Genomic DNA, 22,178 nt, shown 5'->3' on the forward strand with positions numbered 1-22,178 from the left:
TGAACTTTGAATATTCATCGGTTCAATTATTTAATAATTGAATAATGATAATTACAAATCGATATGAAGCTTTTATTGATATGGTCATTGGTTAAATATCTAATGCAAACCATTATCATTACCAACCTCATTAAGATTGAAATTATGTCAACGAATTCACAGTTTAACCGCTGCCCACTATCTTTAGCCGTAGCTGTTATTTGCTCAACTCTGTCATTGAACGCTTTAGCTGAACAAAACGAAGTAGTAACTGATGAACAGATGGTCGTGACAGCTACGCGTACAGAAATGGCGCTTAAGCAAGCACCTGCATCTATGTCGGTGATTACTTCAGAAGATATTGAAAATAGCCCAGGCATCACTTTGGCGGATATTGTGGGTGAAGCCACAAGCGTTGAATCTGACTTCGATAGTACTCGTGCTGGTCGCCAGATGATATCTATCCGTGGTATGGATTCAGACTACACCTTAATTATGGTGAATGGTCGACGTTTGAGCTCGGCAAGTGCGATTATTCGAGGCAATGATTTTGATCTTTCGACTATTCCTTCAGAGTCTATTGAGCGCGTTGAAATCATTCGAGGTCCAATGTCTGCGCTATATGGCTCAGACGGCATGGGTGGCACAATTAATATCATAACTAAAGCGCCATCTAATGATTGGAATTCGACACTCAGCATGGATAACGCCACACCGGGCGATGGCGATGGTGGTCAGGAGTATTCAGTAGGCTTAACGTCTTCTGGCGCATTAATTGAAGATGAACTATTTGCTCGTTTCTCTGTTAACCAAACCACACGTGATGCTTGGCAACCGTATTCTGGTCAGCACAGCAATGGTTATGATCGTGAAGAAGTAACGGCGTTAGAAGGTAGAGACACTCTCAGCCTGTTTGGTACTTTATCTTGGAACGTAACTGACGACCAAACTATCGATTTGGACTTAGGGTACAGTGACGACCAACGTGACAGCGTGGCAGAGCATGCAACAGGCGTGAATGTTACTAATTCTCATGTTAAGCGTAATAGCCAAGCATTAACTCATAATGGTTTTTGGGCATGGGGCGACACGCAAGTTCGTTATTCTCGTGAAAATGTTGTCGATAAAAATGCGGCTGACGTCGGTCGCTCTACTCGTGATGTTGAAGAGTTAACACAAATAGTTGAAGCGTCTGCAACCGCTGATCTTGGTCAGTCTCACACTCTTACGTTTGGTATGGATTACCAATTAAGCGAACTGACGAATGAAGAAAACATTCAAGGTGCACCAGCAGAAGCTTACCAAGGAGCCTTGTTCATTCAAGATCAGTGGTTGGTGACTGAGCAATTAACCGCAACATTGGGTGGTCGTTTAGATAAGCATGAAAAATACGGCGAAGAGTTCAGCCCGCGAGTGTACCTAGTCCATCAAACAACGGATGAACTCATCATTAAAGGTGGTGTGGGTAAGGCATTTAAAGCTCCAACTTTGACTCAAAACCATGCTGATTACACAGTGTCTAGTTGCAAAGGTTGGTGTGATCTTGTTGGTAATGAAGACTTAAACCCTGAAACAAGCTGGAACTATGAACTAGCAGCTGTTTATAGCCAGCAACGTTGGAATGTAGAAGGTGCTATCTTCCGTAACGAAGTTGAGAACTTGATTGATCGTGGCGACACCACATGTGAGCTGGGCGGGACTTGGGGTGGAAACGGTGTTGGTTGTGTTGATAGCAACGGTAACTTTATCAGTAACGGTAGCCGTACATATGTGAATGTGGATGAAGCTGTAATTCAAGGTGCGGAGATTGCTGGTCAAATAAGCATTACAGAGCAATGGGATTTATCGGCAAACTACACATATTTAGATACTGAAGATAAATCAACAGGTGAAGAGCTACTTGAAAGATACAAGCACTCTGGTCTAGTTAAAGTGAACTGGAACCCAACATATGAACTAAGCACATTCTTGAGTGCTCGTTACCGTGGTGAGCGTAAGATCGAAGATAATTTATATCAAGATGCATATACTACTTTGGACTTCGGTACGGTTTATTACGTGAATGATTCTGTAAGACTACGCGCTGGTATTACCAACCTTACTGATGAAGCGGTTTCGCAAGAATTAGAAAACTTAGGTTATGTAGAAGCGCCTCGCACTTACTATGTAGGTATGACTGCCGACTTTTAAGTTATGTAGCTTGTATTCGCCTATCTATATAGCCATCAACTGAATGTCTATTACACAACTTGATAGGTAAAATTGCCCACACTGTTTCAAAGCTACTTACTTTGAAGCATGTGAGGGCTTTTTTGTCTTATTTCACTGGTTTTGATTTACGCAAGGAGTAGCGAGTTTTAACCAATAAAAGCCGCAAAGTCGATTTCTTGTATTTTCTGGTACTTTGCTAGTTTGATCTTTTTATTGTCATTAGCCGCGCAATTTATAGCGATGCTCGTCATGCTTTCTATATCCGCAATGTTGTCAGACATTAATGCCTTTTCTTCTCCATTGATGTTAGCGGTTACAATACTATCAACGCCATTTTCTCGTTCATAAATGAAAGCATAAGTGATGTTTTGATGTGGCATAAGGGGCAAAAACTAAGGTCTGTAATAATTGGCTGTAGAGTAACAAAATGATTTTAGCTCGCTAGAGTTTGTAAGTAAGGCAATGTAAGAGGTACCTATAAAGAGGCAAAAGTACATGAAACGAATAATAAATTGCCCTTTAAATTCGTTAATTTGGATAGTTCGTAAGCGTCATTTTTTTGAAAGATAAAAGTGAAAATGACGAGCGAAGCCTTTCTCCCTATAGTCTGCTGAGCTTATAGGTTTTACCTATCAATAAAATTGTTGAAATCCATTTAGTAAAATCAAGATTTTAGACAACAATTAACTTATAGGAAAAATTAAATTCAAAGCAAAGAAAGTTTAGGGAGTAAGTTATGGAATCATTAAAAGTTAAAGACTATATGACTCAGCAAGCCGTAACATTTAAAGCTGAGATGCCATTAAGCTTAGCTTTGGACAAAGTGATGAAGAGTGCTCATATGGGCGGTCCTGTTATTAATGAACATGAAGAAGTGATTGGATTTTTGTCGGAACAGGACTTATTAGATAAGCTGGTAAAAGTGAGCTATTTTTGTCAAGACACCCACCTTGTGGGGGATTGTATGCATCCTGATGTACTGTCTGTATCACCAGAGTTACCTATTATTGAACTGGCCGATCTGATGAAGGTTGGTAAACCTAAGGCTTACCCTGTTATCGATAACAAAAAGCTGGTGGGTATCATCACACGAACAGATGTATTACGTGCGATAGGAAAAACCTTAGATGACTGCTTCAAGCACCCTGTTTAATACATTGTAACAAGTTGTGTTTTTGACTATATTTCTCTGACGATAAAGGCGCATTAAGCGCCTTTTTTATTTGTTTTTATAAATGAGTGTAAGTAAGGGGTATAAATGACGAATCAAACCGCCAAGTTTGTTGAAGGCTCGACAATGCGTCATATCTTAGTAATGTCGGGTGCTGGCTCTGTTGGTTTAATGGCGTTATTTGTGGTCGATTTGTTAGACATGCTATTTATCAGTATGTTGGGACAAATCGAGTTAGCGGCTGCCGTCGGGTTTGCAGGCACTCTTACTTTCTTCTCTACTTCGGTATCCATTGGCACTTCAATTGCGATGGGAGCTTTAGTTTCTAAGGCTATTGGTGCTAAAGATCGTGAACATGCTCGGCACTTGAGCAGCAGTATAATGATGACGGCTTTTGCTATTAGCGCAATTATAACGGCGGTTATGTATGCCCATATTCCTGAATTACTTTCCGCAATTGGTGCTAAAGGTTTAGCGGCGGAACGTGCTGCCGCTTATTTACAGATCTTATTACCGAGTGGTCCCTTTCTTGCCCTTGCTATGGCTGCGGGGGCTGGCTTAAGAGCTGCGGGTGACGCTAAACGTTCAATGTGGGCAACCTTATCTGGAGGTATAGTAAACGCCATACTCGATCCTTTATTCATTTTTGGTTTTGGCTGGAATATTGAAGGGGCCGCTATTGCTTCTGTGATTGCTCGATTCGCGGTTTTATTCTTTTCTATTTATCCTTTGATCCGTGATCACGATTTGGTTGCCTCACCTACTTACCGAGCGTGGCGTAGTAATCTAAGAGTTATTTTGGCTATTGCTTTACCTGCCATTATTACCAATGCAGCCACTCCAATTGGTAATGCTATTGTGACTACTGGTATTGCTCAATACGGGGAAGATTTCGTCGCAGGTTTTGCGGTTATCGGTCGTTTAACGCCAGTTTGCTTTGCCGTTATATTTGCTTTGTCTGGAGCGGTAGGCCCAATTATTGGACAAAATTTTGGGGCGGGCAGGGTTGATAGGGTTAAAGAGACATTAAACAATTCATTATTGGTTACCACTATCTATACGATAATCGTATGTACCATTCTGTACTTTGTCCAAGACTTCATTATTTTAGGTTTTAGCTTAGAAGGGGACGCAGCCATAATTGTCGGGGCTTTTTGTACTTATATTGCTCTTACATTCATTTTTAATGGTGCATTATTTGTTGCGAACACTTCTTTTAATAACCTCGGTAAGCCCCTTTATTCGACGGCTTTGAATTTAAGCAAAGCGACATTAGGCACCTTGCCTTTTGTGTATTTCGGTTCTGAGTGGTATGGGGCTCTTGGTGTTATCTATGGGCAAGCCGTGGGGAATATATTATTTGGTCTGATTGCTATTGTTGTTTTACGATTCCACATCGCTGAACTAACGGCTGGTTCTAAGGTAGAAGTAGAAGAGGAGGATGTTTCAATTGTGAGTTTAAACACGCAGCCTTTCTGCTCTCATGATGCGGTTTTAATTGATGATGTTTCAACAAATAGAGATGAAACCGCTGAAGCCAAGTAACTTTTCTTAATTTATCTATTGACCTTGGAGTCGCCTCCAAGGTTTATACTTTTTATATTCTTGTAATGCTGTCAAATTTTGATAATCGACAGTCAGAGTATTTAATGTATTAAGGATAAATATTATGTGCACAAAACATACAGCATGCCGCTCGTCCAAAGTGAATGTTCAGTCTGTGGGACATTCTAATTGCTCAAATTCTAAAATTACCAGTATAAGCGCTGAAAGCGACCTTGCTGGTAATTCCGAGGGAGGGTGCGGCGGTGGTGCATCCAAAGGCGATTCTTGTTGCAGTTCAGATAGTGGAGAAGAAGACAGTCTGGTTTCTAGTCAAGCCGCAGTCGCTACATTTACTCAAAGTTGGAAAGTCAGTGGTATGGACTGCCCTTCATGTGCTAAAAAAATTGAAACCGCAATCAATAAAATAAGCGGTGTGGTACATACGAAAGTCTTATTTGCGACCGAAAAGTTAGTCGTTCAGTTTAATGATCAAGCCCTTTCAGAAATAATCGAGCAAACCGCTATAAAGACAGGCTTCACTTTAAGTGCTGTCGGCGCTAGTCCATCCAACCAAGCGCCAGAGACCTTTTTGTCTACGTATATTCAACCCAATATTCAAATCATAGCCATAGCATTTTCAATGTTGATTGCCGCTGTGATTAAAGGACCGTTACCAATCATCAGTGAAGGTCTATTTACCTTAACGTGCCTTCTTGGTTTATATCCCGTTGCAAAAAAAGCTGTCCAATTAGCGCGCTCTGGTACTCCATTTGCGATTGAGACGCTGATGAGCGTTGCTGCATTAGGGGCTTTATATCTTGGAGAAACAGTAGAAGCGGCGATGGTATTGCTGCTGTTTTTAATTGGTGAGCGACTAGAAGCTTTTGCGTCATCGAGAGCGCGTAGCGGTGTGCAGGCGTTAATGGCTTTGGTTCCGGAAAATACCATTAAGATAGTTAATGGTGAACGTATTGAAACTGCCGTAAGTGACTTAGTGCCTGGCGATGTCATTGAAGTTGCCGCCGGCTCTCGTTTACCAGCAGACGGAGCATTAGTAACGGCTTCCGCGAGTTTTGATGAAAGCGCATTAACAGGAGAATCAGTCCCTGTTGAGCATATGGAAGGCAACAGTGTAATGGCTGGGGCAGTTGTTGTAGATCAAGTGGTACGCCTTACCATCACTTCGAAACAAGGTGAAAATGCGATTGATCGAATTCTTCATTTAATTGAAGAGGCAGAGTCACGTAAAGCACCTTTAGAACGCTTTCTCGATAAATTTAGTCGTTGGTATACACCATTAATGATGTTTGTTGCAGTCCTTGTGATAACTATCCCTCCAACGCTTTTCGCACAACCGTGGGAAACCTGGGTATACCGAGGCTTAGCATTACTGCTGATTGCATGTCCTTGTGCACTTGTGATTTCAACACCAGCAGCCATTACTTCAGGTTTGGCTGCTGCTGCAAGGCGTGGTGCACTGATTAAAGGCGGTGCAGCTTTAGAGCAATTGGGAAAAATTGAAACTATCGCATTTGATAAGACTGGCACGCTAACTCAAGGTAAACCTCAAGTAACGGATGTTCATGCGCTTTCCAATTGGGAAGAAGCGGCGATGCTGCAAGTGGTAGCAGCTATTGAGATGGGCTCGACTCACCCATTGGCTCATTCTTTAGTTAAAAAAGTGGAAGCCGACGGCATTGTTATTCCTGAAGCAGAAAATAAAAAAGCATTAATCGGCAGTGGAGTTGAGGGGTATGTTGGCGGTGTTAAATACAGTGTTATCGCGCCATCTAAAGTTGAATCAGACCTTCCTGATGAAGTTACTCATCTCGTTGGTCAACTAGAGGGTGAAGGTAAAACCGTTGTAGTTGCCTTGGAAGGTGAAGCTAGTTCAACCAACACTATTGGTTTAATCGCATGGCAAGATACTTTAAGAAAAGACGCTAAAGAGGCGATAGATAAATTAACAGCTTTAGGTATTGATTCAATAATGCTGACAGGGGATAACCCTCGAAGTGCTGCTGCAATCAGTAAGAAGATTGGAATCCAATTTAAAGCGAGCTTACTTCCTAGTGATAAGGTCAATTATGTAGAAGCCTTATCTGAACAGTCACATGTTGCCATGGTGGGTGACGGTATCAATGATGCTCCAGCAATGAAAACAGCGAATGTGGGAATTGCAATGGGGGGCGGTACTGATGTAGCGCTTGAAACCGCCGACTCAGCATTGACGCATAATAGGCTGACTGAATTACCAGTGATGATAGAGTTATCACGAGCAACGATGAATAACATTCGTCAAAATGTTGCACTCGCACTTGGTTTGAAAGGCGTGTTCTTAGTGACGAGTCTATTCGGGATTACAGGTCTTTGGGTCGCAGTTTTAGCAGATAGCGGGGCAACAGCACTTGTAACATTGAATGCACTTCGTTTACTTCGTTTTAAACCAAAATCAGAGTAGTGCCTATATCCGTATATTTTAACCAAGTCTTAAAAGAGTAATGAGTGCTATATCTCGGAGTTATTTCGCTATTTACTCGGTAATTTAGTTTACATTGCGCAGTGACTAGAATGTACGTTACCAAGATAATGTGAACTGCATCTTATAAACGCCTTTCGCGGATTACCGCTAGAGGCGTTTTTTGTCTCATTAATATGCAACCACAATGTCTAAATTGCTGATTTTTGTGATGCCAACCGATTTTTCTTGAAATGTCATGATACATTACAACGTTCAATGTGACTCTCGTCACTTCATTTGATGTTTGCCTTCGTTAAAGTACACCTGTACCCCATGAATTTATTATGCGCTTAAATAAGGACGAACAACGTCTATAAGCCACAAGGAGCAAACTATGTCTCAAGCTGTTTTCCACTTAGGTGTTACTGAAGCTGATCTTAACGGTGCTACTCTTGCTATCATCCCTGGTGATCCTGCTCGTGTTCAAAAAATTGCAGAAGAAATGGAAAACCCAGTTTTCCTTGCTAGCCACCGTGAATACACGCTTTACCGAGCTGAACTAGATGGCAAACCTGTTGTTGTATGTTCAACTGGTATCGGCGGTCCATCAACATCTATCGCGGTGGAAGAGTTAGCACAGCTAGGTGTTCGTACTTTCCTTCGCGTTGGTACTACTGGTGCTATTCAACCGCATGTAAATGTGGGTGACATGATTGTTTCTACTGGCTCTGTTCGCCTTGATGGTGCAAGCTTACACTTTGCTCCGATGGAGTTCCCAGCAGTTGCTGACTTTGAAGTTGCAACAGCAATGAAAGCTGCTGTTGACGAGTCTGGCGCGACGGTTCATATGGGTGTTACAGCATCAAGTGATACTTTCTACCCAGGTCAAGAGCGTTACGACACGTTCTCTGGTCGCGTTGTTAAGCGTTTCCAAGGTTCTATGCAAGAATGGCAAGACATGGGTGTTCTAAACTTTGAAATGGAATCTGCAACACTGCTGACTATGTGTGCAAGTTCTGGTCTTAAAGCGGGTTGTGTTGCGGGTGTTATTATCAACCGTACTCAGAAAGAAACGCCTGATCACGAAACTCTAAAAGTAACAGAAGCTCGTTCAATCAAAGTGGTTGTAGAAGCTGCTCGTAAAATGCTTTAAGAGTATTATCAATACTACGACAACAACTTTTTATTGTTTAACGTAGAATATTGAGAAAACACAAAGCTGATAGATTCGAAGCGCTCACATGAAAATGTGGGCGTTTTTTTATGCGCAAAAATTGTTGTATGACTAGAGAAAAGTGGTCATGTATTTTGAAGCTATGAAGCTATGAAGCTATGAAGCTATGAAGCTATGAAGCTATGAAGCTATGAAGCTATGAAGCTATGAAGCTATGAAGCTATGAAGCTATGAATGGAAAAAACATAAGATACAAAGCTTGATAAGGGTAAGATTGTCACTAAACCGTAGTCATAAAAAAGCTAGGTTATACCCTAGCTTTTTGTTTTTAAATATTTTTAGTTTCGTAAAGCTATTCGATTCTTAAGATTTGTTCTTAAGAGTGACTAGCCAATAAAATTACAATTCTTCGTGCCCACCGGCTGCTGTAAACCAAGCGGCTAAATGGGTTTTAAGGTCTTTCAACTCATCAGGTCCAATTAAGGCTAAGCCTAAGTCTTCCGCACGAGTGATGTCATTGTGACGCAAAGGTCTAAAACTCACTAGCATTGCTCGCGCTTGCAAGCCACCAAGCAAATCGCGAAGGGATTCAAGCTTATAGAGCGTGTCATCCCCGTCATCACGCATGCCTTTCGTCTTACATTCGATAATGTGCAGTTTGTTATTCACAACAGAAGCAACATCAAGCTCATTTCGAACTTCTCGTTCGCCTAGCTGACGGTAAACTTGTACATTCAATGAACGATCTTGAATGGTAGGCAGATCATCTTGAATCTGTTTAACTGTGCTGTGCACCAAGGTTTCAAGCCATTCACCATTAGAGAATCGGCGCGCATCTTCATTTGCGAAGGTCAAAATCCCGTTATCGTAAGTAGCAATTTCAGCTTCAACAAGATCACTGAGCAGCATATTTAGTTCTCGGTAGCCTTGTTGCTTCTCTGAAAGCCCGACATCTAATCTTTGTTCTTTACGACAAGTCGTTGCTAGGTAATTCAGCGTTGCTAAACCGGGACCTAGTTCCAGTGCATTACCAGCCCAACGTTCACCGAGTTCATAAAGCTTTTGGTCCAGTTGTGGAGGTAATTCGATATCGCTGAATTCACCACGAGCACCAAAAATGGTTAAGTAATCATCGATTGTGATGCGGTCTTGAACTTGCGCATCCTCCTTTCCATTCGGGTATAGCCAGCATAACTTATCGCTGTTTGGTTCAACGACGAAAATTGGCCAGTGGTAGGTACGGAAAACTTCATAGACAGAGAGCAAGCGGTGACGTAAACCACAACTTGCATTGAGTTTTACTTCCTCCCCTCTGGCTTTTAAATCTTCGGCGAGTACTTGTACAGACTCTTTAATTGCTGAAGTGTTAATTGCAGTTGGAAGTTCGAAAAATTCGCTCGTGATATCACGTTTTGTGAGTACTGAGTGTAATCTCAGGTACATGTGTTCTTGTGTTTTATCCCCGATAAAAACAATGTGGGTACTGATTGTTCGGTTATCTAAGAGTGGAGTAATCAAGCGGATAGGGTCTTGATCGATAATGCCAACATGTACAGCCATAAATGTTCCTTAGTGTTGGCTCACTCAAAAGAAAAGAAAACTGGAATAACAGCAAGCCATACTAATCATATAATGACACTAGCCCCAAAAAACAAGGGTAACTTCTGATAAAAGTTACCCTTGTTCAATTAGTTATTAACTTTAACAGCCATTATTTAAGCAGAGGCGCAGTGTTTACTGCCAATTAATTGTTTATTAAAGTTTAAATTGATGGACTAAATCACCCTGTTGATTTGCCAGCTTAGTCAGGTTTTGGCTTGCTTCAGCGATGGTTGACATTGCTTGGTAGCTCGCATCAGCAATTAAATTGATATCTTCGATATTACGGGCGATATCACCTGATGTTTCACTTTGCTCAGCTGCAGCTTGTGAAATGTGAGTACTCATATGACTAATCTCTAAGATTAATGCTTGAATCTCTTCCATTGCACTGTTCGCACTTGAAGCTTGTTGAACTGACATGTCCATATCACTCACACAGCTAGTAATTACGGCACTTGCTGTTTTAGAGCTAGACTGCAAATTACTGATCATAGTTTCAATTTCAGACGTAGATTGAGTCGTTTTCTGTGCCAGTACACGAACTTCATCTGCAACCACTGCGAATCCGCGTCCTTGTTCACCTGCACGAGCGGCTTCAATCGCGGCATTCAATGCAAGCAGGTTAGTTTGCTCGGCAATGCCACGAATAACATCAAGAATAGAGCCTATTTGGCTACTCATTTTTTGAAGTTCATCCACGGCACTAACCGATTCATTTAAACGGGTTTCTAATTGGTTAATCGTACTTATATTGTTGCTCATGATTTGGCGACCAGAATCTGAAGCAGATTCCACTTGCTGAACCATTGATAGTGAGCTCTGAGCACTTTGTGCTACTTCTTGTACAGAATGCGACATCTCGGTCATTGCGGTTGCTACATTTGCAGTTTGCTCACGTTGACTGCTCAATTGAGTTTGAGCTTGTGAAGATGTTCTTTGGTTGTTGCTTGCCGTTTCTGTCAGATCATCAGAAGCATCATTTAGTTTTACGAGGATATTGCGTAGGTTATCTGCCAAGGTATTAATGTGACCGCTTACGCGGCTAAATTCGTTGTTATAGCGAATATCAATACGTTGAGTCATATCACCCTCAGTTAGACCTTCTAGAGCGCTTAGAATGCGTGTTAGTGGCTCTCGAACGCTATGAGCAATGTGGTAACCAATCGCTGCCGCAAAAACAGTAACAATGACACCAATAGTGATCGCTTTAATTAAACCTTGGTCATATACATCGCTTGCTTCAGCTAGAGAATTACCCAGCTGCTCACTTGCCACAGTATTAAATGAATTTAACACTGTCATTGCATTATCAACTTCAGTCGCTAAGTTGCCGATATTGATATATAGCGCTTTTTTAGCTTGAAGATAATTGTTGTGTTTATCGAGCACACCACCTTTTTTACCAACATCCAAGGTGAATTGTTCAACAGGCTTATCGAAAACGGTTTTAATTGCAGGCACTTGTGTCGCAAGCCCTCGGTATGCGTAATTAAGATGCGCCACTGCCTTTCTATTTTGTTTTACCGCTTTACTTACAAAATCAGTATCTGAACTTGCTAGAGCATCTGAAGTAGTGACTTCTGCATCTTGTAGTTTGATGAAATAACTTTTCGCCATTACTTTTACAGTGATGCTTGATTGGTCTGCTACGTACTCTTTCATACCAACCGTTAGCTCAGAATGAAGCCTTTGGAAATCACGTGCAGCTTTTTGAACTTGAGCCTGAGCGGCAAACATTGCTTCGTAGTTATCCATTGCTTCGGCAGCTTCAGAAAAGTAGCGCTTTTCCATCTCTTTCAGCTGAGTGATACGTTCTGCGAGATCGTTATTACTCATACTTGCTGATTCCAACTGCCCAAGTATTTGAGAAAACTCGCCTTTAGATGCAATAAATTCGCTGCGCATGGTTGCCATGCGCTCAGCGTTTTGTGTAGTTAAGAAATCTTTAAATGACTTGTCAGCTGAAAGTAATTGAACACTTGTTTGGTTTGAAAGCGAAACTAGAGGTAAAGAGGTGGTTGACACACTTTCAAAGTTGGTGTGAATTTGATTCATGCTGCTCATCATGATGGTAATCGTGATTGCAAACATAATGATGATCAGTGCGAAACCTGCGTACATACGCTTAATCACTGAGCCTTTCATGGCATTCTCCCTAAAATGGACCTAATTGGTAGGTATATGGAAACTTACAAAATTATCAGCATTGTATTCAGCTTGGGCTGCACATTTTATGACGGAGTCTTCAAAAATAGATAAGCAGACTAAGCAGAATGGCGTACATTGTAAATGAACAGTGTTTTTTATTGAGCTTTAAGCTGCCATCACGCATACTCAAAGCATAAATTTAGATGAGAATATTAAGTGGAGAACAAAATGGCTGAAGAAACAATCTTTACAAAAATTATCAATAAAGAGATTCCTGCTGATTTATTGTACCAAGATGATCTGGTGACGGCATTTCGTGACATTAACCCACGCGCTCCAAGCCATATTTTGATTATCCCGAATAAGCTAATTCCAACGACTAATGATGTAGAAGTTGAAGATGAAGCAATGATGGGGCGTATGTTTACGGTTGCTAAAAAACTAGCTAAAGAAGAAGGCATTGATGAAAACGGCTACCGCTTAATCGTGAATTGTAATTCTCACGGCGGGCAAGAGGTTTATCATATCCATATGCACCTGGTTGGAGGTCGACCACTAGGTCCTCTTTTAATGAGCTAAATCCCCTTTTGTAATGAGCTGAGCCATACTGAACAATGAACTAAGCTTATTTATAGCATTCAATATTTTTGAAACTGATGTCAACTTTTTGTCTAGATAGCTGTCAGAGTTCTACATAGCTGCAAGTTACGAGATGTAAAAGTTGGCATTTTTTAATGTTCAGTATGACTGGAGATAGAGTATGGAGAATGACTTTGAAGCGACACGTTAAATTAGCTTCTATTTCTTTGCTATCCGCACTTATAACAGGGTGTTCGAGTCTGTCGGCAGGCAATTTATTTAGTCATTACAGCGCACAAAATAACGAAGTATATCAAGCTGTGAAGTTGGGGGAGTATTCACAAGCCCAGCAAGAATTACCAGAATATAGAGCGGGTGATATTCTTGATAATTTTGAGAAAGGTCGAGTTAACTTTCTTGATCAACTTTATCCTGAAAGTAAAACATCATTCGAGCTTGCGGATAAAGCGGTAACGACTCAGCAAGATAAAGCTGTAATTTCTGTTGGAGATAGTGCCGCAAGCGTTGGGGCATTAGCCGTCAACGACAACCTTACCGAGTATTCCCCTGCTGATTATGAGCTCGGATTTCTTCATCTATACCTAGGTTTAAACTACCTAAAGCAAAATGACCTTGAAGGCGCTGTCATAGAAATGCGCCGTGCAAATCAAGTTCAAGAACGTGCGAAGAAGCAGCGTGAAGATGAGTTGAATGCAGCAGCGAATGAGGCTCAATCCAAAGGCGTTTCAGCAAATGTTGGCAGTATCTTGTCAAACTACCCAGATGCGGGTGATAAGCTTCGATCTGTTCAAAATGCTTACTTAATGTTTTTATCAGGCTTGTTATATGAAGCATCAAATGACTTAAACAGTGCTTATGTTGATTATCGTCGTGCGCTAGCCGTGATGCCTGATAATCAGCAGATTGTAGAAAGAACGCTAGCGGTTGCGACACGCTTAGGGATGAAAGAAGATTTAAATATCCTAAATAAGCGCTATGGTAAATCGAAACCTTTACCAATAGGTCATGGGCGAGTCATTGTTTTACAAGAGCAAAGCGTTGTTCAAGCAATGGATAGCTGGCGTTTAGACTTGCCAGTTTATGATAGCCGAGATCAAGGCGCGATTTATTCGCTAGCTCTTCCTTATTATCCAAGTCAAAACGTAGAGAAATTTTCGCAGATAAAACTTGATGGGAGAGTTCTGCCGAATAGTTTACTCACGGATGTGAATGCGATGGCTCAAAACGATCTTTCAGAAAGGTTACCGAGTATTGTTATTCGCCAAGCGTTACGTGTGGTAGCAAAAGATAGAATACGTAAAGAAACAGCGAAAGGTGATGATGTTGGTAACTTGCTCTTTAATGTGTGGAATACATTAACAGAACAACCAGATACTCGCAGTTGGCAGTCACTCCCAGCAGAAGTTCGCAGCAGTAGCTACGCAATTCAGAGTGGGATGCATAGACTTGAAGTCGGCAGCCAGCAATATGAATTTAATGTTGTAAAAGATCAAACCACATTAATTTGGGTTTCTCGACAAGGAAGCAATGCAACAATGTGGCATAAACAGCTAGGGAGGCTGAGATGAAAAAATGGTTGATGTGTTTAGTAGCGGTTATCACGCTGGCTGGCTGTGCGAACAATACGGCAGGTGTAAGAGTTGACAGCCTAACTCAAAACGTGATTTTTGGGGACAAAGTTTTAGGCAGTCGCTTACTTGTTGAAGATGTACGTACTGATCAAGTCGATGGTCATACTCGGGGTATTGTACGTTTAACTAGTCAGTTTAAAGGTGAACAAAACATCATTTATCGATTCTATTGGTATGACGATGCTGGCTTAGAAGTCAATGCTAAAGAAGGTCCATGGAGACAAGCTATTGTACAGGGATTTGAAAGTATTTCGATTTCTGAAGTGTCGTTGAATCCGAAAGGTACACAGTTTCGAGTTCAGTTCCGCGAGCAATAAATAGTATGTTTTTAAATGCATCTGCTTTGGCTCAGCTTGAGTGGATGACAATAGATTAAAGTGCAAACCCAGCATGGTTTGCCCGTTTGTAGATTGAGGTATTAAGATGAAGAAGAGTGTAATTGCGCTATTAGGTTTAGCGGTGATCTTAGGTGGTTGTTCTAATAAAGTAAGCTATGGCGACGCACAAGCTGTAGAAACCACAACTATTGATTTTGGTTCTACGGATCTACAAACTATCGCCGGTCAAATGGTTGATAGTATGATGACTTCTGGCTCTGTTGCGTATATTACTCGTGAGCAACGTCCAATTGTATTTGTTGAGCGCATTAAGAATAAAACAAGCGAACACATTGATACAGAATCAATTACAGATACGATCAGTACTAAAATGCTTAATTCTGGCAAATTCCGTTTCGTAGATATGGACAGAGTTGAATCTGTTCGTGATCAACTTAATTTTCAAAACAACGATGAACTGGTTAATCAAAGTTCAGCGATTCAATTCGGTAAAATGGTAGGTGCTCAATACATGCTGTATGGCAACCTGTCTAGCATTGTGAAGAACGATGGTAGTGACCAAGACGTGTACTACAAAATGACAATGCGCCTAATGGATCTTGAAAGTGGCTTGATTGAATGGGCAGACGAAACAGAAATTCGTAAGCAAAAATCAAAAAGTTTACTTGGCTTATAACCACTGATTAAGTGACTAAGTTATTAGATCTAAGCTGAGAAGGTTCTTCTATAAGTATGTTTCGCATCATATAGTTTGAATGTTCTAGCCTAAGGTAAACAGTAAAGCCCGCAGATAAGTTTCTGCGGGCTTTTTGTTTTAGTTAATTTAGGTTGGTTAGTTTTACTGTTTAGTTGGGTTTTATCGATTATCCGATAACGATTTGTCCTAAAATATAACCTAAGATACAAGCCGATATTACCCCAATTAAACCGACGGACATGAAGGAATGGTTGAAATACCACTTACCGATTTTAGTTGTACCTGAACTATCAAAGTTCACAGTTGCAATATCAGATGGGTAATTTGGAATAAAGAAGTATCCATACACCGCGGGCATTAAGCCAATCACTAATGCTGGTTCTAACCCCAATGCTAAACCTACAGGAAGCATCATTCGTGCAGTTGCAGCTTGTGAATTAACTACAACTGAGACAATGAAAAGTGAAAGGGCAAATGTCCATGGATGCAACGTCACCATATCAACAATTCCCGCTTTGAATTGAGGCATAGCGTATTGGAAATAGGTATCTGACATCCAAGCGATACCAAAAATAGCAATAGCAGCAACCATACCGGATTTAAACACAACTCCGTTTGGCACATCTCGTGGGTCTGTTTTGGTCGAAAGTAAAATAACGCCACCAAATGCCAACATCATCATTTGAATCACAACAGACATTTTAATTGGTTTTTCACCATCGACTATTGTTCGAATCTCTGGGAACATTGCAATAACGACAATCGCGACTATTGCTCCTAAGAATATCAAAACAGCATTGCGAGCTTTAGCGGGTAACTCTTCATCTAGAGAAGTTGATGTCGTATTGAGGATTTTTTCACGCCAGATTGGATCTTTTAATCGAGCTTGGTATTCCTCATCATCGTCTAATTCTTTACCTCTGCGTAAGCTGTACAGAGAGAGCATCAAAGTACCGAACAAAGTGGAAGGAACCGTGACCATTAAAATAGACATTAGTGTAATAGATGCATCAATATCGACTAATTGAGCTAAATAGTAGACAACCGCTGCCGATAAAGGGGAGGCAGTAATAGCAATTTGAGAAGCAACTGAGGCTGCAGCCATTGGTCGTTCAGGGCGAATACCGTTTTTCAAAGCCACATCACCAATGATTGGCATAATAGAATAAACCGCGTGGCCTGTACCCAATAAGAAGGTCATTGAATAGGTGACAAAAGGTGCGATAAGAGTAACGCGTTTGGGGTTCTTTCTTAAAATACGCTCAGCAACCTGAAGCATGTACTTGAGCCCGCCAGCCGCTTCAAGAATTGAGGCACAAGTCACTACGGCTAAAATGATGAGCATGACTGTAACAGGTGGAGATGTTGGTGGCATTTTGAAGATAAATACTTCAATCACTAAGCCTATGCCAGATACGACACCAAGTCCGATACCACCAAATCTAGAACCGATATACAGAACTAACAACAAAAAGATAAATTCAAAATAGAGCATAAGGCACCTATAAAAAGAAGAGCAATATAAAGAGGGACATTAGCCTAGTAATACCTGTTAAATGGATTACATTTGTTGAACGTATTCTCATTTGAATTGTTGTTGTTTTTATCAATAGAAGGTTGGTTGATCTGTATTAAAATTGGCGTTACTTTTCGTTTTTCAATAGAAATATGTGCTCTATCTATCAGATAAATAAAGTTTTAATGATTATGGAATTTATAATCGGTGGAACGAAAACCCTAAAATTGGTGTCCAATTGTATAAATGTATTAGGCATGAGAATTAGAACGGTTGTGTTAGACGGGATTTGAAGTTGATAGTGCCGTCATTATTGTTGATGACATTAAAAATTTTAGAAGGAATTAAGTATGGCGATTTTTGCTTGGTCTGAAGCGAAACAGTTAGATGATAGCTTGAATTCGCTGGACGATTTCTTTGCTTTTCCGCCTCAGTCGGTTCAAACCTTAACTGGGGGGCTTACTAACCGCTGCTGGAAAATAGTTGACGCTGAAGGCGTTGCTTATGTTTGGCGACCAACAACGGCAATTACTAAAGCTTTTTCTATAACTCGTCATCAAGAAAACCAAGTTCTGTCCGCCATAGAGTTATTAAACATAGCCCCTAAACCGATACTTCTGAATGATAAAGGGCTACTTGTCGAATGGCTAGACGGTGAAACCTTATCGGATGGCTTAGCACTGGATAGCTTATTAAGAACCGCTATTTCGGTACATCAAGTCAATACGGCAAGAATTCCTTTAACCCCTTTTTGTTTTACGGCACGAGTCGATCATTACTGGTTTCAACTAAATGAAAAGCATAGGATTGAACCGTTTAAAAGTATTTATCAAGAATGGCGTTCTTCACCGAATGTGAAAGGTGTAGATAATGCACTTTGCCATTTTGATCTAGGTGGTTATAACTTAGTGAAAAATCAGCAAGGGATTCAAATAATAGATTGGGAATACGCAGCATTAGCTGATCCACGACTGGATTTAACATTAAGTATTGCTGTTGCACAGCAACCTTTGTTGCAATCGGTGTATCGCTACTGTCAATTACGCGGAATCGAAGATGTTGATACTTGGGTCGAAGGTGTACAAGCCTGGTTACCTCGAAGCCAGATGATGGCGATGCTCTGGTACTTACTGGCTCATCAACTATGGGGGGACGCATCATTCCTTGAAGAGGCTGAAGCGCTTAGTCACACTTTCTGTAGCTAGGATCACGTTTATTGTGTGAAATGTGTAATTTCACAGCCCATCCCTTTAAAACCATAATTTTCGTGTTAGATTTACAATACGAGTACCAGCATTCAACGGGGGAGGTACAATGATTATTTATCTACACGGGTTTGACTCTACAAGCCCTGGTAACCATGAAAAAATACTGCAGTTGCAATTCATTGATGATGACATTCGTTTTATTAACTACAGTACTTTACATCCAAAACACGACATGCAGCATCTGCTTAAAGAAGTACATAAAGTCATAGAGCAGTCTGATGACCCACACCCTATTATTTGCGGTGTTGGTTTGGGTGCATTTTGGTCGGAACGTATTGGTTTCTTGTGTGGAATTAAACAAGTTATCTTTAACCCTAACTTGCATCCAGAAAATAATATGGTGGGTAGAATTGACCGACCTGAAGAATACGAAGATATTGCTACTAAGTGTGTTGAACAGTATCGAATGAAAAATAAAGGCCGTTGTTTGGTCATTTTATCTCGTAATGATGAAATACACGACAACAGCAAATCCGCAGAAGAGTTAGAAGATTATTACGATTTGATTTGGGATGAGAAAGAACCCCATAAATTTAAGAAGATCTCTCAGCATCTACAAGCGATGAAAGCATTCAAAGATATGTAAATCATAAATTTATGATGAAAAGCAGTGCCATGTTGGTGCTGCTTTTTTTATGCGTAAAGCAAAGTTGACATCACGTACTGATATTGAGTTAAATTTAATCGAAACCTCATTGAAGGTAAGGATTTTAGTTGCGGACATTGTTTTGCTCTATATAATGTTTAATATCTAAATATGTTGATATTTATCAAATAAAATTGAGAGTAAGTGTAAAACTTACCCAAAATATGTGCAGTAACCCTCATGTTGCGCACCTTTAAATCTATGTGAACAGAACCTTGGAGCCAGCCTCCTTGGTCTAGCCCCTCTAAATACTCAATGAATGTGCACTGACTGCATTGAGTAACAGCGAAAGAATTTATCGGTTGGATTCATCGAGCCGAACACTAATTTATTCATTTTTGTAGAGGATTGTCATTATGACAAATATTATCGTAGTTGGCGGTGGTGCTGGTGGTTTAGAACTAGCAACAAAACTAGGTCGAACCTTAGGGCGTAAGAACCGCGCAAAAATCACTCTTGTCGATCGTAAAGCTAGCCATCTATGGAAGCCTTTATTGCATGAAGTTGCAACGGGCTCTCTCGATGAAGGTGTTGATGCTTTAAGCTATCGTGCACACGCAAAAAACCATCAGTTTGATTTCCAAATGGGTAGCTTGAGCGATATCGATCGTGAACGTAAAGTCATTGTATTGAGCGAGCTAAAAGATGACAACGGCGAGCTTTTAATGCCAGTACGTGAACTGGAATACGATATTTTGGTTATGGCGATTGGCTCGACTTCGAATGACTTTAATACTCCAGGCGTTCGCGATAACTGCATTTTCTTAGACAGCCCAGAACAAGCACACCGTTTCCGAACTGAAATGAATAATGAGTTCTTGAAGCTTCATGCGAAAAACGGTCAAGGAACCGTTGATATTGCCATTGTTGGTGCTGGAGCTACAGGTGTTGAGCTTTCAGCTGAGCTTCACAATGCAGTGAAAGAATTACGTACTTACGGCTTTGGTGACTTAGACTCTAGCAAACTGAACGTTAGCCTAGTCGAAGCGGGCGAGCGTATTCTTCCAGCTCTTCCTCCTCGAATTTCGAGTGCTGCCCATTCTGAATTAACTAAGCTTGGTGTAAATGTCCGCACGACGACAATGGTTACACAAGCTGAGAAAGACGGTCTAACGACCAAAGATGGCGAGAAAATCCCGGCACAAATCATGGTTTGGGCTGCTGGTATTAAAGCTCCTGATTTCATTAAAGATATTGCAGGTCTTGAAACTAACCGTATTAATCAGTTAGTTGTTAAAGATACATTGCAAACGACTCGCGATGACGACATTTTTGTTATTGGTGATTTGGCACAGTGTACACAAGCTGATGGGTCATTTGTTCCGCCACGAGCGCAAGCCGCGCACCAAATGGCAAGCTGTGCATTCAGTAATATCATTGCGAAGTTAAACGGGCGAGAGCCAAAAGCTTATGAATATAAAGATAAAGGTTCATTAGTATCTTTGAGCCGTTTTTCTACTGTTGGTAGCTTGATGGGTAACTTAACTAAAGGGTCGATGATGGTAGAAGGGCGTATTGCTCGAATCGTATACATCTCGCTTTACAGAATGCACCAAATGGCTCTACACGGTATTATTAAAACATCATTAATGATGCTAGTTGGGCGTATTAACCGTGTGTTACGACCAAACTTGAAGCTTCACTAATAAACTTTGATGAACGATTTGTTATATCTCTAGCAAATCGTTGCAGGTAATAAAAAAGAGCTCTTAGGAGCTCTTTTTTTATGTGGAAATTTTCAATTGAGTTCTAGGGGATGATGGAAAACACAACCCCATCTTTAGGCTTACCATTAAACACAAATCTATTTCTGGCTATGGCTTCTTTTTCTGCGCCGCAGCGTTCAATTAATCTTTGGCTAGGTAAGTTATCAGGGTCACAAACAATCTCGATACGAGTGAGCTTTAATTGTTCGAAGCAAAAATTGATAAGAGCTTGAAGAGCCTCTGTTGCTATGCCTTTGTTTTGGTATTTGTCTCCAATCCAATAACCTAGACTAGCCATGTTGAAGGTATGGTAAAGCTCATTAATTGCTACCATTCCTAGTATATTGCCACTGATATTATCGAAAACACCAAAGCCAAAAGCGTCGGCTTTAACCCAGTTTAATCGTGTTGCTAGAATGAATTTTTCAGCTTCTGTTTCGCTATAGTCAGGAGTACACCAATCAATCCATTTAAATAAGCTACTGGATTGGCGAACAAGTTCAGAAAACTCACGAGCATCGGATGCTTCTATAATTTTTAAGGTTACGCGGTTTGAAGATATTCGATAGTCTGGGCTCATGCTCTTTACCTAATAATACGCCCTCGGAAGAGGGCGTATAGTTGTAATTGAAACTGCGATTTATCTAATGAGTGAGTGCTACTCCACTCGTCTTACTTGGATGATCATACCAAGAAGAGGGTTATCTAAATAATGAGTTTCTGTGCTGCGCATACGACGTTTTTGATCCATACGATAGCTTTTCAAAAACTCTTCTACTTCAACTGTAGGGGATATTTCTTTTAAATTCCCGACCTGAACTGTACTGTCAGCACCGCTTAAAGGCGCATCTAATTCAATGGTTTGATCCTGAAGAGTAATCTCTCTTACACTCGGTGATTTTAAATCTAAAGTTGTTTCCGCGTATAGGTAATGCTGTACATAAATTTGAAGTTTACCGTCTAATTCATATAGGGGCTTATCAATAGTCTCTTCTTTAAAAGATGAATCATTACTGTTACCAGACAACGCAGATTTTTCAGAACCATCAGCATTAAATTGTGCTGAATAATCTCTTCCGGCTTGTATTCTGAAGATAGGAGCAGACCCTTTACCTTCATCACCTTGTCGCCATGCTGTATGTAAAAGAACATTAAAACCAGCATGCTTACGTAATGATTCTTTCTGGTTTTTTAAGTGATATTCAGAGTGGGGCAGCATCTGAACATTTTTTTTAGCTCTGTATTGGGCATCTTGAAATGACCCAACTCGTGCCATTGATATCTCAGGAAGCTTATTTGGCCATGATTCATTAATCTTTTCGGCATCAACTGCACGTTTGAAAATGATCACTTCTATATCAAATTGTCTTTGTGCCAAACTTGGCAAAGAAACGAATAAGAGTAGTAGCGGGATCAGTCTTTTCATTTTTACTCCATCTTCCAACTGCACATTTTGTTGGATTCATATTGTTATACTGTGGCGAA

Annotated in this window: 18 protein-coding genes; 12 read left to right on the forward strand and 6 right to left on the reverse strand. The window is 40.6% G+C overall.

Going from position 1 to position 22,178, the window contains the following annotated elements; translation table 11 throughout:
- The first annotated feature begins 144 nt into the window (after nt 1-144).
- Nucleotides 145-2,169 carry a TonB-dependent receptor domain-containing protein gene (locus tag L4C37_RS06935; RefSeq protein ID WP_429768220.1) on the forward strand — a complete coding sequence of 675 codons (2,025 nt, stop codon included), beginning with the start codon at nt 145-147 and terminating at the stop codon, nt 2,167-2,169.
- A gap of 167 nt (nt 2,170-2,336) precedes the next feature.
- On the opposite strand, the gene L4C37_RS06940 is transcribed toward L4C37_RS06935, so the two are convergent.
- On the reverse strand, nt 2,337-2,570 hold the full coding sequence (locus tag L4C37_RS06940) for a hypothetical protein (protein WP_137372922.1): 234 nt from the start codon (nt 2,568-2,570) through the stop codon (nt 2,337-2,339).
- Between the two features lie 356 nt (nt 2,571-2,926).
- On the opposite strand from L4C37_RS06940, the gene L4C37_RS06945 reads away from it, so the two are divergent.
- From L4C37_RS06945 to udp, 4 genes are all read left to right on the forward strand, one after another.
- Nucleotides 2,927-3,343 (forward strand): CBS domain-containing protein, encoded by a 417-nt coding sequence (locus L4C37_RS06945; protein WP_137372923.1) that lies wholly within the window; start codon nt 2,927-2,929, stop codon nt 3,341-3,343.
- 105 nt (nt 3,344-3,448) lie between these two features.
- A complete protein-coding gene (locus tag L4C37_RS06950; protein WP_429768221.1) occupies nt 3,449-4,906 on the forward strand; it encodes an MATE family efflux transporter in 1,458 nt (485 codons plus the stop codon).
- 124 nt (nt 4,907-5,030) lie between these two features.
- On the forward strand, nt 5,031-7,367 hold the full coding sequence (locus tag L4C37_RS06955; protein ID WP_429768222.1) for a zinc/cadmium/mercury/lead-transporting ATPase: 2,337 nt from the start codon (nt 5,031-5,033) through the stop codon (nt 7,365-7,367).
- 394 nt (nt 7,368-7,761) lie between these two features.
- Nucleotides 7,762-8,520, forward strand: coding sequence for a uridine phosphorylase (gene udp, locus L4C37_RS06960; RefSeq protein WP_004736272.1), 759 nt, complete (start codon nt 7,762-7,764; stop codon nt 8,518-8,520).
- A 420-nt stretch (nt 8,521-8,940) separates the two neighbouring features.
- Here the strand turns inward: udp and L4C37_RS06965 are convergent, their stop codons facing one another.
- Both L4C37_RS06965 and L4C37_RS06970 read right to left on the reverse strand, forming a co-directional pair.
- On the reverse strand, nt 8,941-10,101 hold the full coding sequence (locus tag L4C37_RS06965; protein ID WP_137372926.1) for a DUF1887 family protein: 1,161 nt from the start codon (nt 10,099-10,101) through the stop codon (nt 8,941-8,943).
- A 195-nt stretch (nt 10,102-10,296) separates the two neighbouring features.
- Entirely contained in the window at nt 10,297-12,288 is a 1,992-nt protein-coding gene (locus L4C37_RS06970; RefSeq protein ID WP_273293883.1) for a methyl-accepting chemotaxis protein, read from the reverse strand.
- Nucleotides 12,289-12,519: 231 nt separating this feature from the next.
- On the opposite strand from L4C37_RS06970, the gene L4C37_RS06975 reads away from it, so the two are divergent.
- The 4 genes from L4C37_RS06975 (at nt 12,520) to lpoB (ending at nt 15,536) form a co-directional block, all read left to right on the forward strand.
- Nucleotides 12,520-12,870, forward strand: a complete 351-nt coding sequence (locus L4C37_RS06975) for an HIT domain-containing protein (RefSeq protein ID WP_137372928.1) — start codon at nt 12,520-12,522, stop codon at nt 12,868-12,870.
- Nucleotides 12,871-13,130: 260 nt separating this feature from the next.
- Nucleotides 13,131-14,459, forward strand: coding sequence for a COG3014 family protein (locus L4C37_RS06980; protein ID WP_429768267.1), 1,329 nt, complete (start codon nt 13,131-13,133; stop codon nt 14,457-14,459).
- Nucleotides 14,456-14,839 carry a YcfL family putative periplasmic lipoprotein gene (locus L4C37_RS06985; RefSeq protein ID WP_137372929.1) on the forward strand — a complete coding sequence of 128 codons (384 nt, stop codon included), beginning with the start codon at nt 14,456-14,458 and terminating at the stop codon, nt 14,837-14,839. The genes L4C37_RS06980 and L4C37_RS06985 overlap by 4 nt, the downstream gene beginning before the upstream one ends.
- A gap of 106 nt (nt 14,840-14,945) precedes the next feature.
- Nucleotides 14,946-15,536, forward strand: a complete 591-nt coding sequence (lpoB, locus tag L4C37_RS06990) for a penicillin-binding protein activator LpoB (RefSeq protein ID WP_137372930.1) — start codon at nt 14,946-14,948, stop codon at nt 15,534-15,536.
- A 187-nt stretch (nt 15,537-15,723) separates the two neighbouring features.
- On the opposite strand, the gene L4C37_RS06995 is transcribed toward lpoB, so the two are convergent.
- Entirely contained in the window at nt 15,724-17,052 is a 1,329-nt protein-coding gene (locus L4C37_RS06995; RefSeq protein ID WP_273293886.1) for an anaerobic C4-dicarboxylate transporter, read from the reverse strand.
- A 371-nt stretch (nt 17,053-17,423) separates the two neighbouring features.
- Here L4C37_RS06995 and L4C37_RS07000 point away from each other — a divergent pair, with 371 nt between their 5' ends.
- From L4C37_RS07000 to L4C37_RS07010, 3 genes are all read left to right on the forward strand, one after another.
- Nucleotides 17,424-18,278: a phosphotransferase gene (locus tag L4C37_RS07000; RefSeq protein ID WP_429768223.1), complete on the forward strand. Its 855-nt coding sequence runs from the start codon at nt 17,424-17,426 to the stop codon at nt 18,276-18,278.
- Between the two features lie 109 nt (nt 18,279-18,387).
- Nucleotides 18,388-18,927: an alpha/beta hydrolase YcfP gene (gene ycfP / locus L4C37_RS07005; protein ID WP_137372933.1), complete on the forward strand. Its 540-nt coding sequence runs from the start codon at nt 18,388-18,390 to the stop codon at nt 18,925-18,927.
- A gap of 416 nt (nt 18,928-19,343) precedes the next feature.
- Complete coding sequence (locus L4C37_RS07010) at nt 19,344-20,633, forward strand: NAD(P)/FAD-dependent oxidoreductase (RefSeq protein WP_137372934.1); 1,290 nt, start codon at nt 19,344-19,346, stop codon at nt 20,631-20,633.
- Nucleotides 20,634-20,736: 103 nt separating this feature from the next.
- Here the strand turns inward: L4C37_RS07010 and L4C37_RS07015 are convergent, their stop codons facing one another.
- Nucleotides 20,737-21,273, reverse strand: coding sequence for a GNAT family N-acetyltransferase (locus L4C37_RS07015; RefSeq protein WP_429768224.1), 537 nt, complete (start codon nt 21,271-21,273; stop codon nt 20,737-20,739).
- Between the two features lie 78 nt (nt 21,274-21,351).
- The gene (locus tag L4C37_RS07020) at nt 21,352-22,119 is read right to left on the reverse strand and encodes a peptidoglycan binding protein CsiV (RefSeq protein ID WP_429768225.1); all 768 of its coding nucleotides are present in this window, start codon (nt 22,117-22,119) and stop codon (nt 21,352-21,354) included.
- Between the last annotated feature and the right edge of the window lie 59 nt (nt 22,120-22,178).

Source organism: Vibrio kagoshimensis (assembly GCF_050337535.1).
GTDB classification, from domain to species: domain Bacteria; phylum Pseudomonadota; class Gammaproteobacteria; order Enterobacterales; family Vibrionaceae; genus Vibrio; species Vibrio gallaecicus.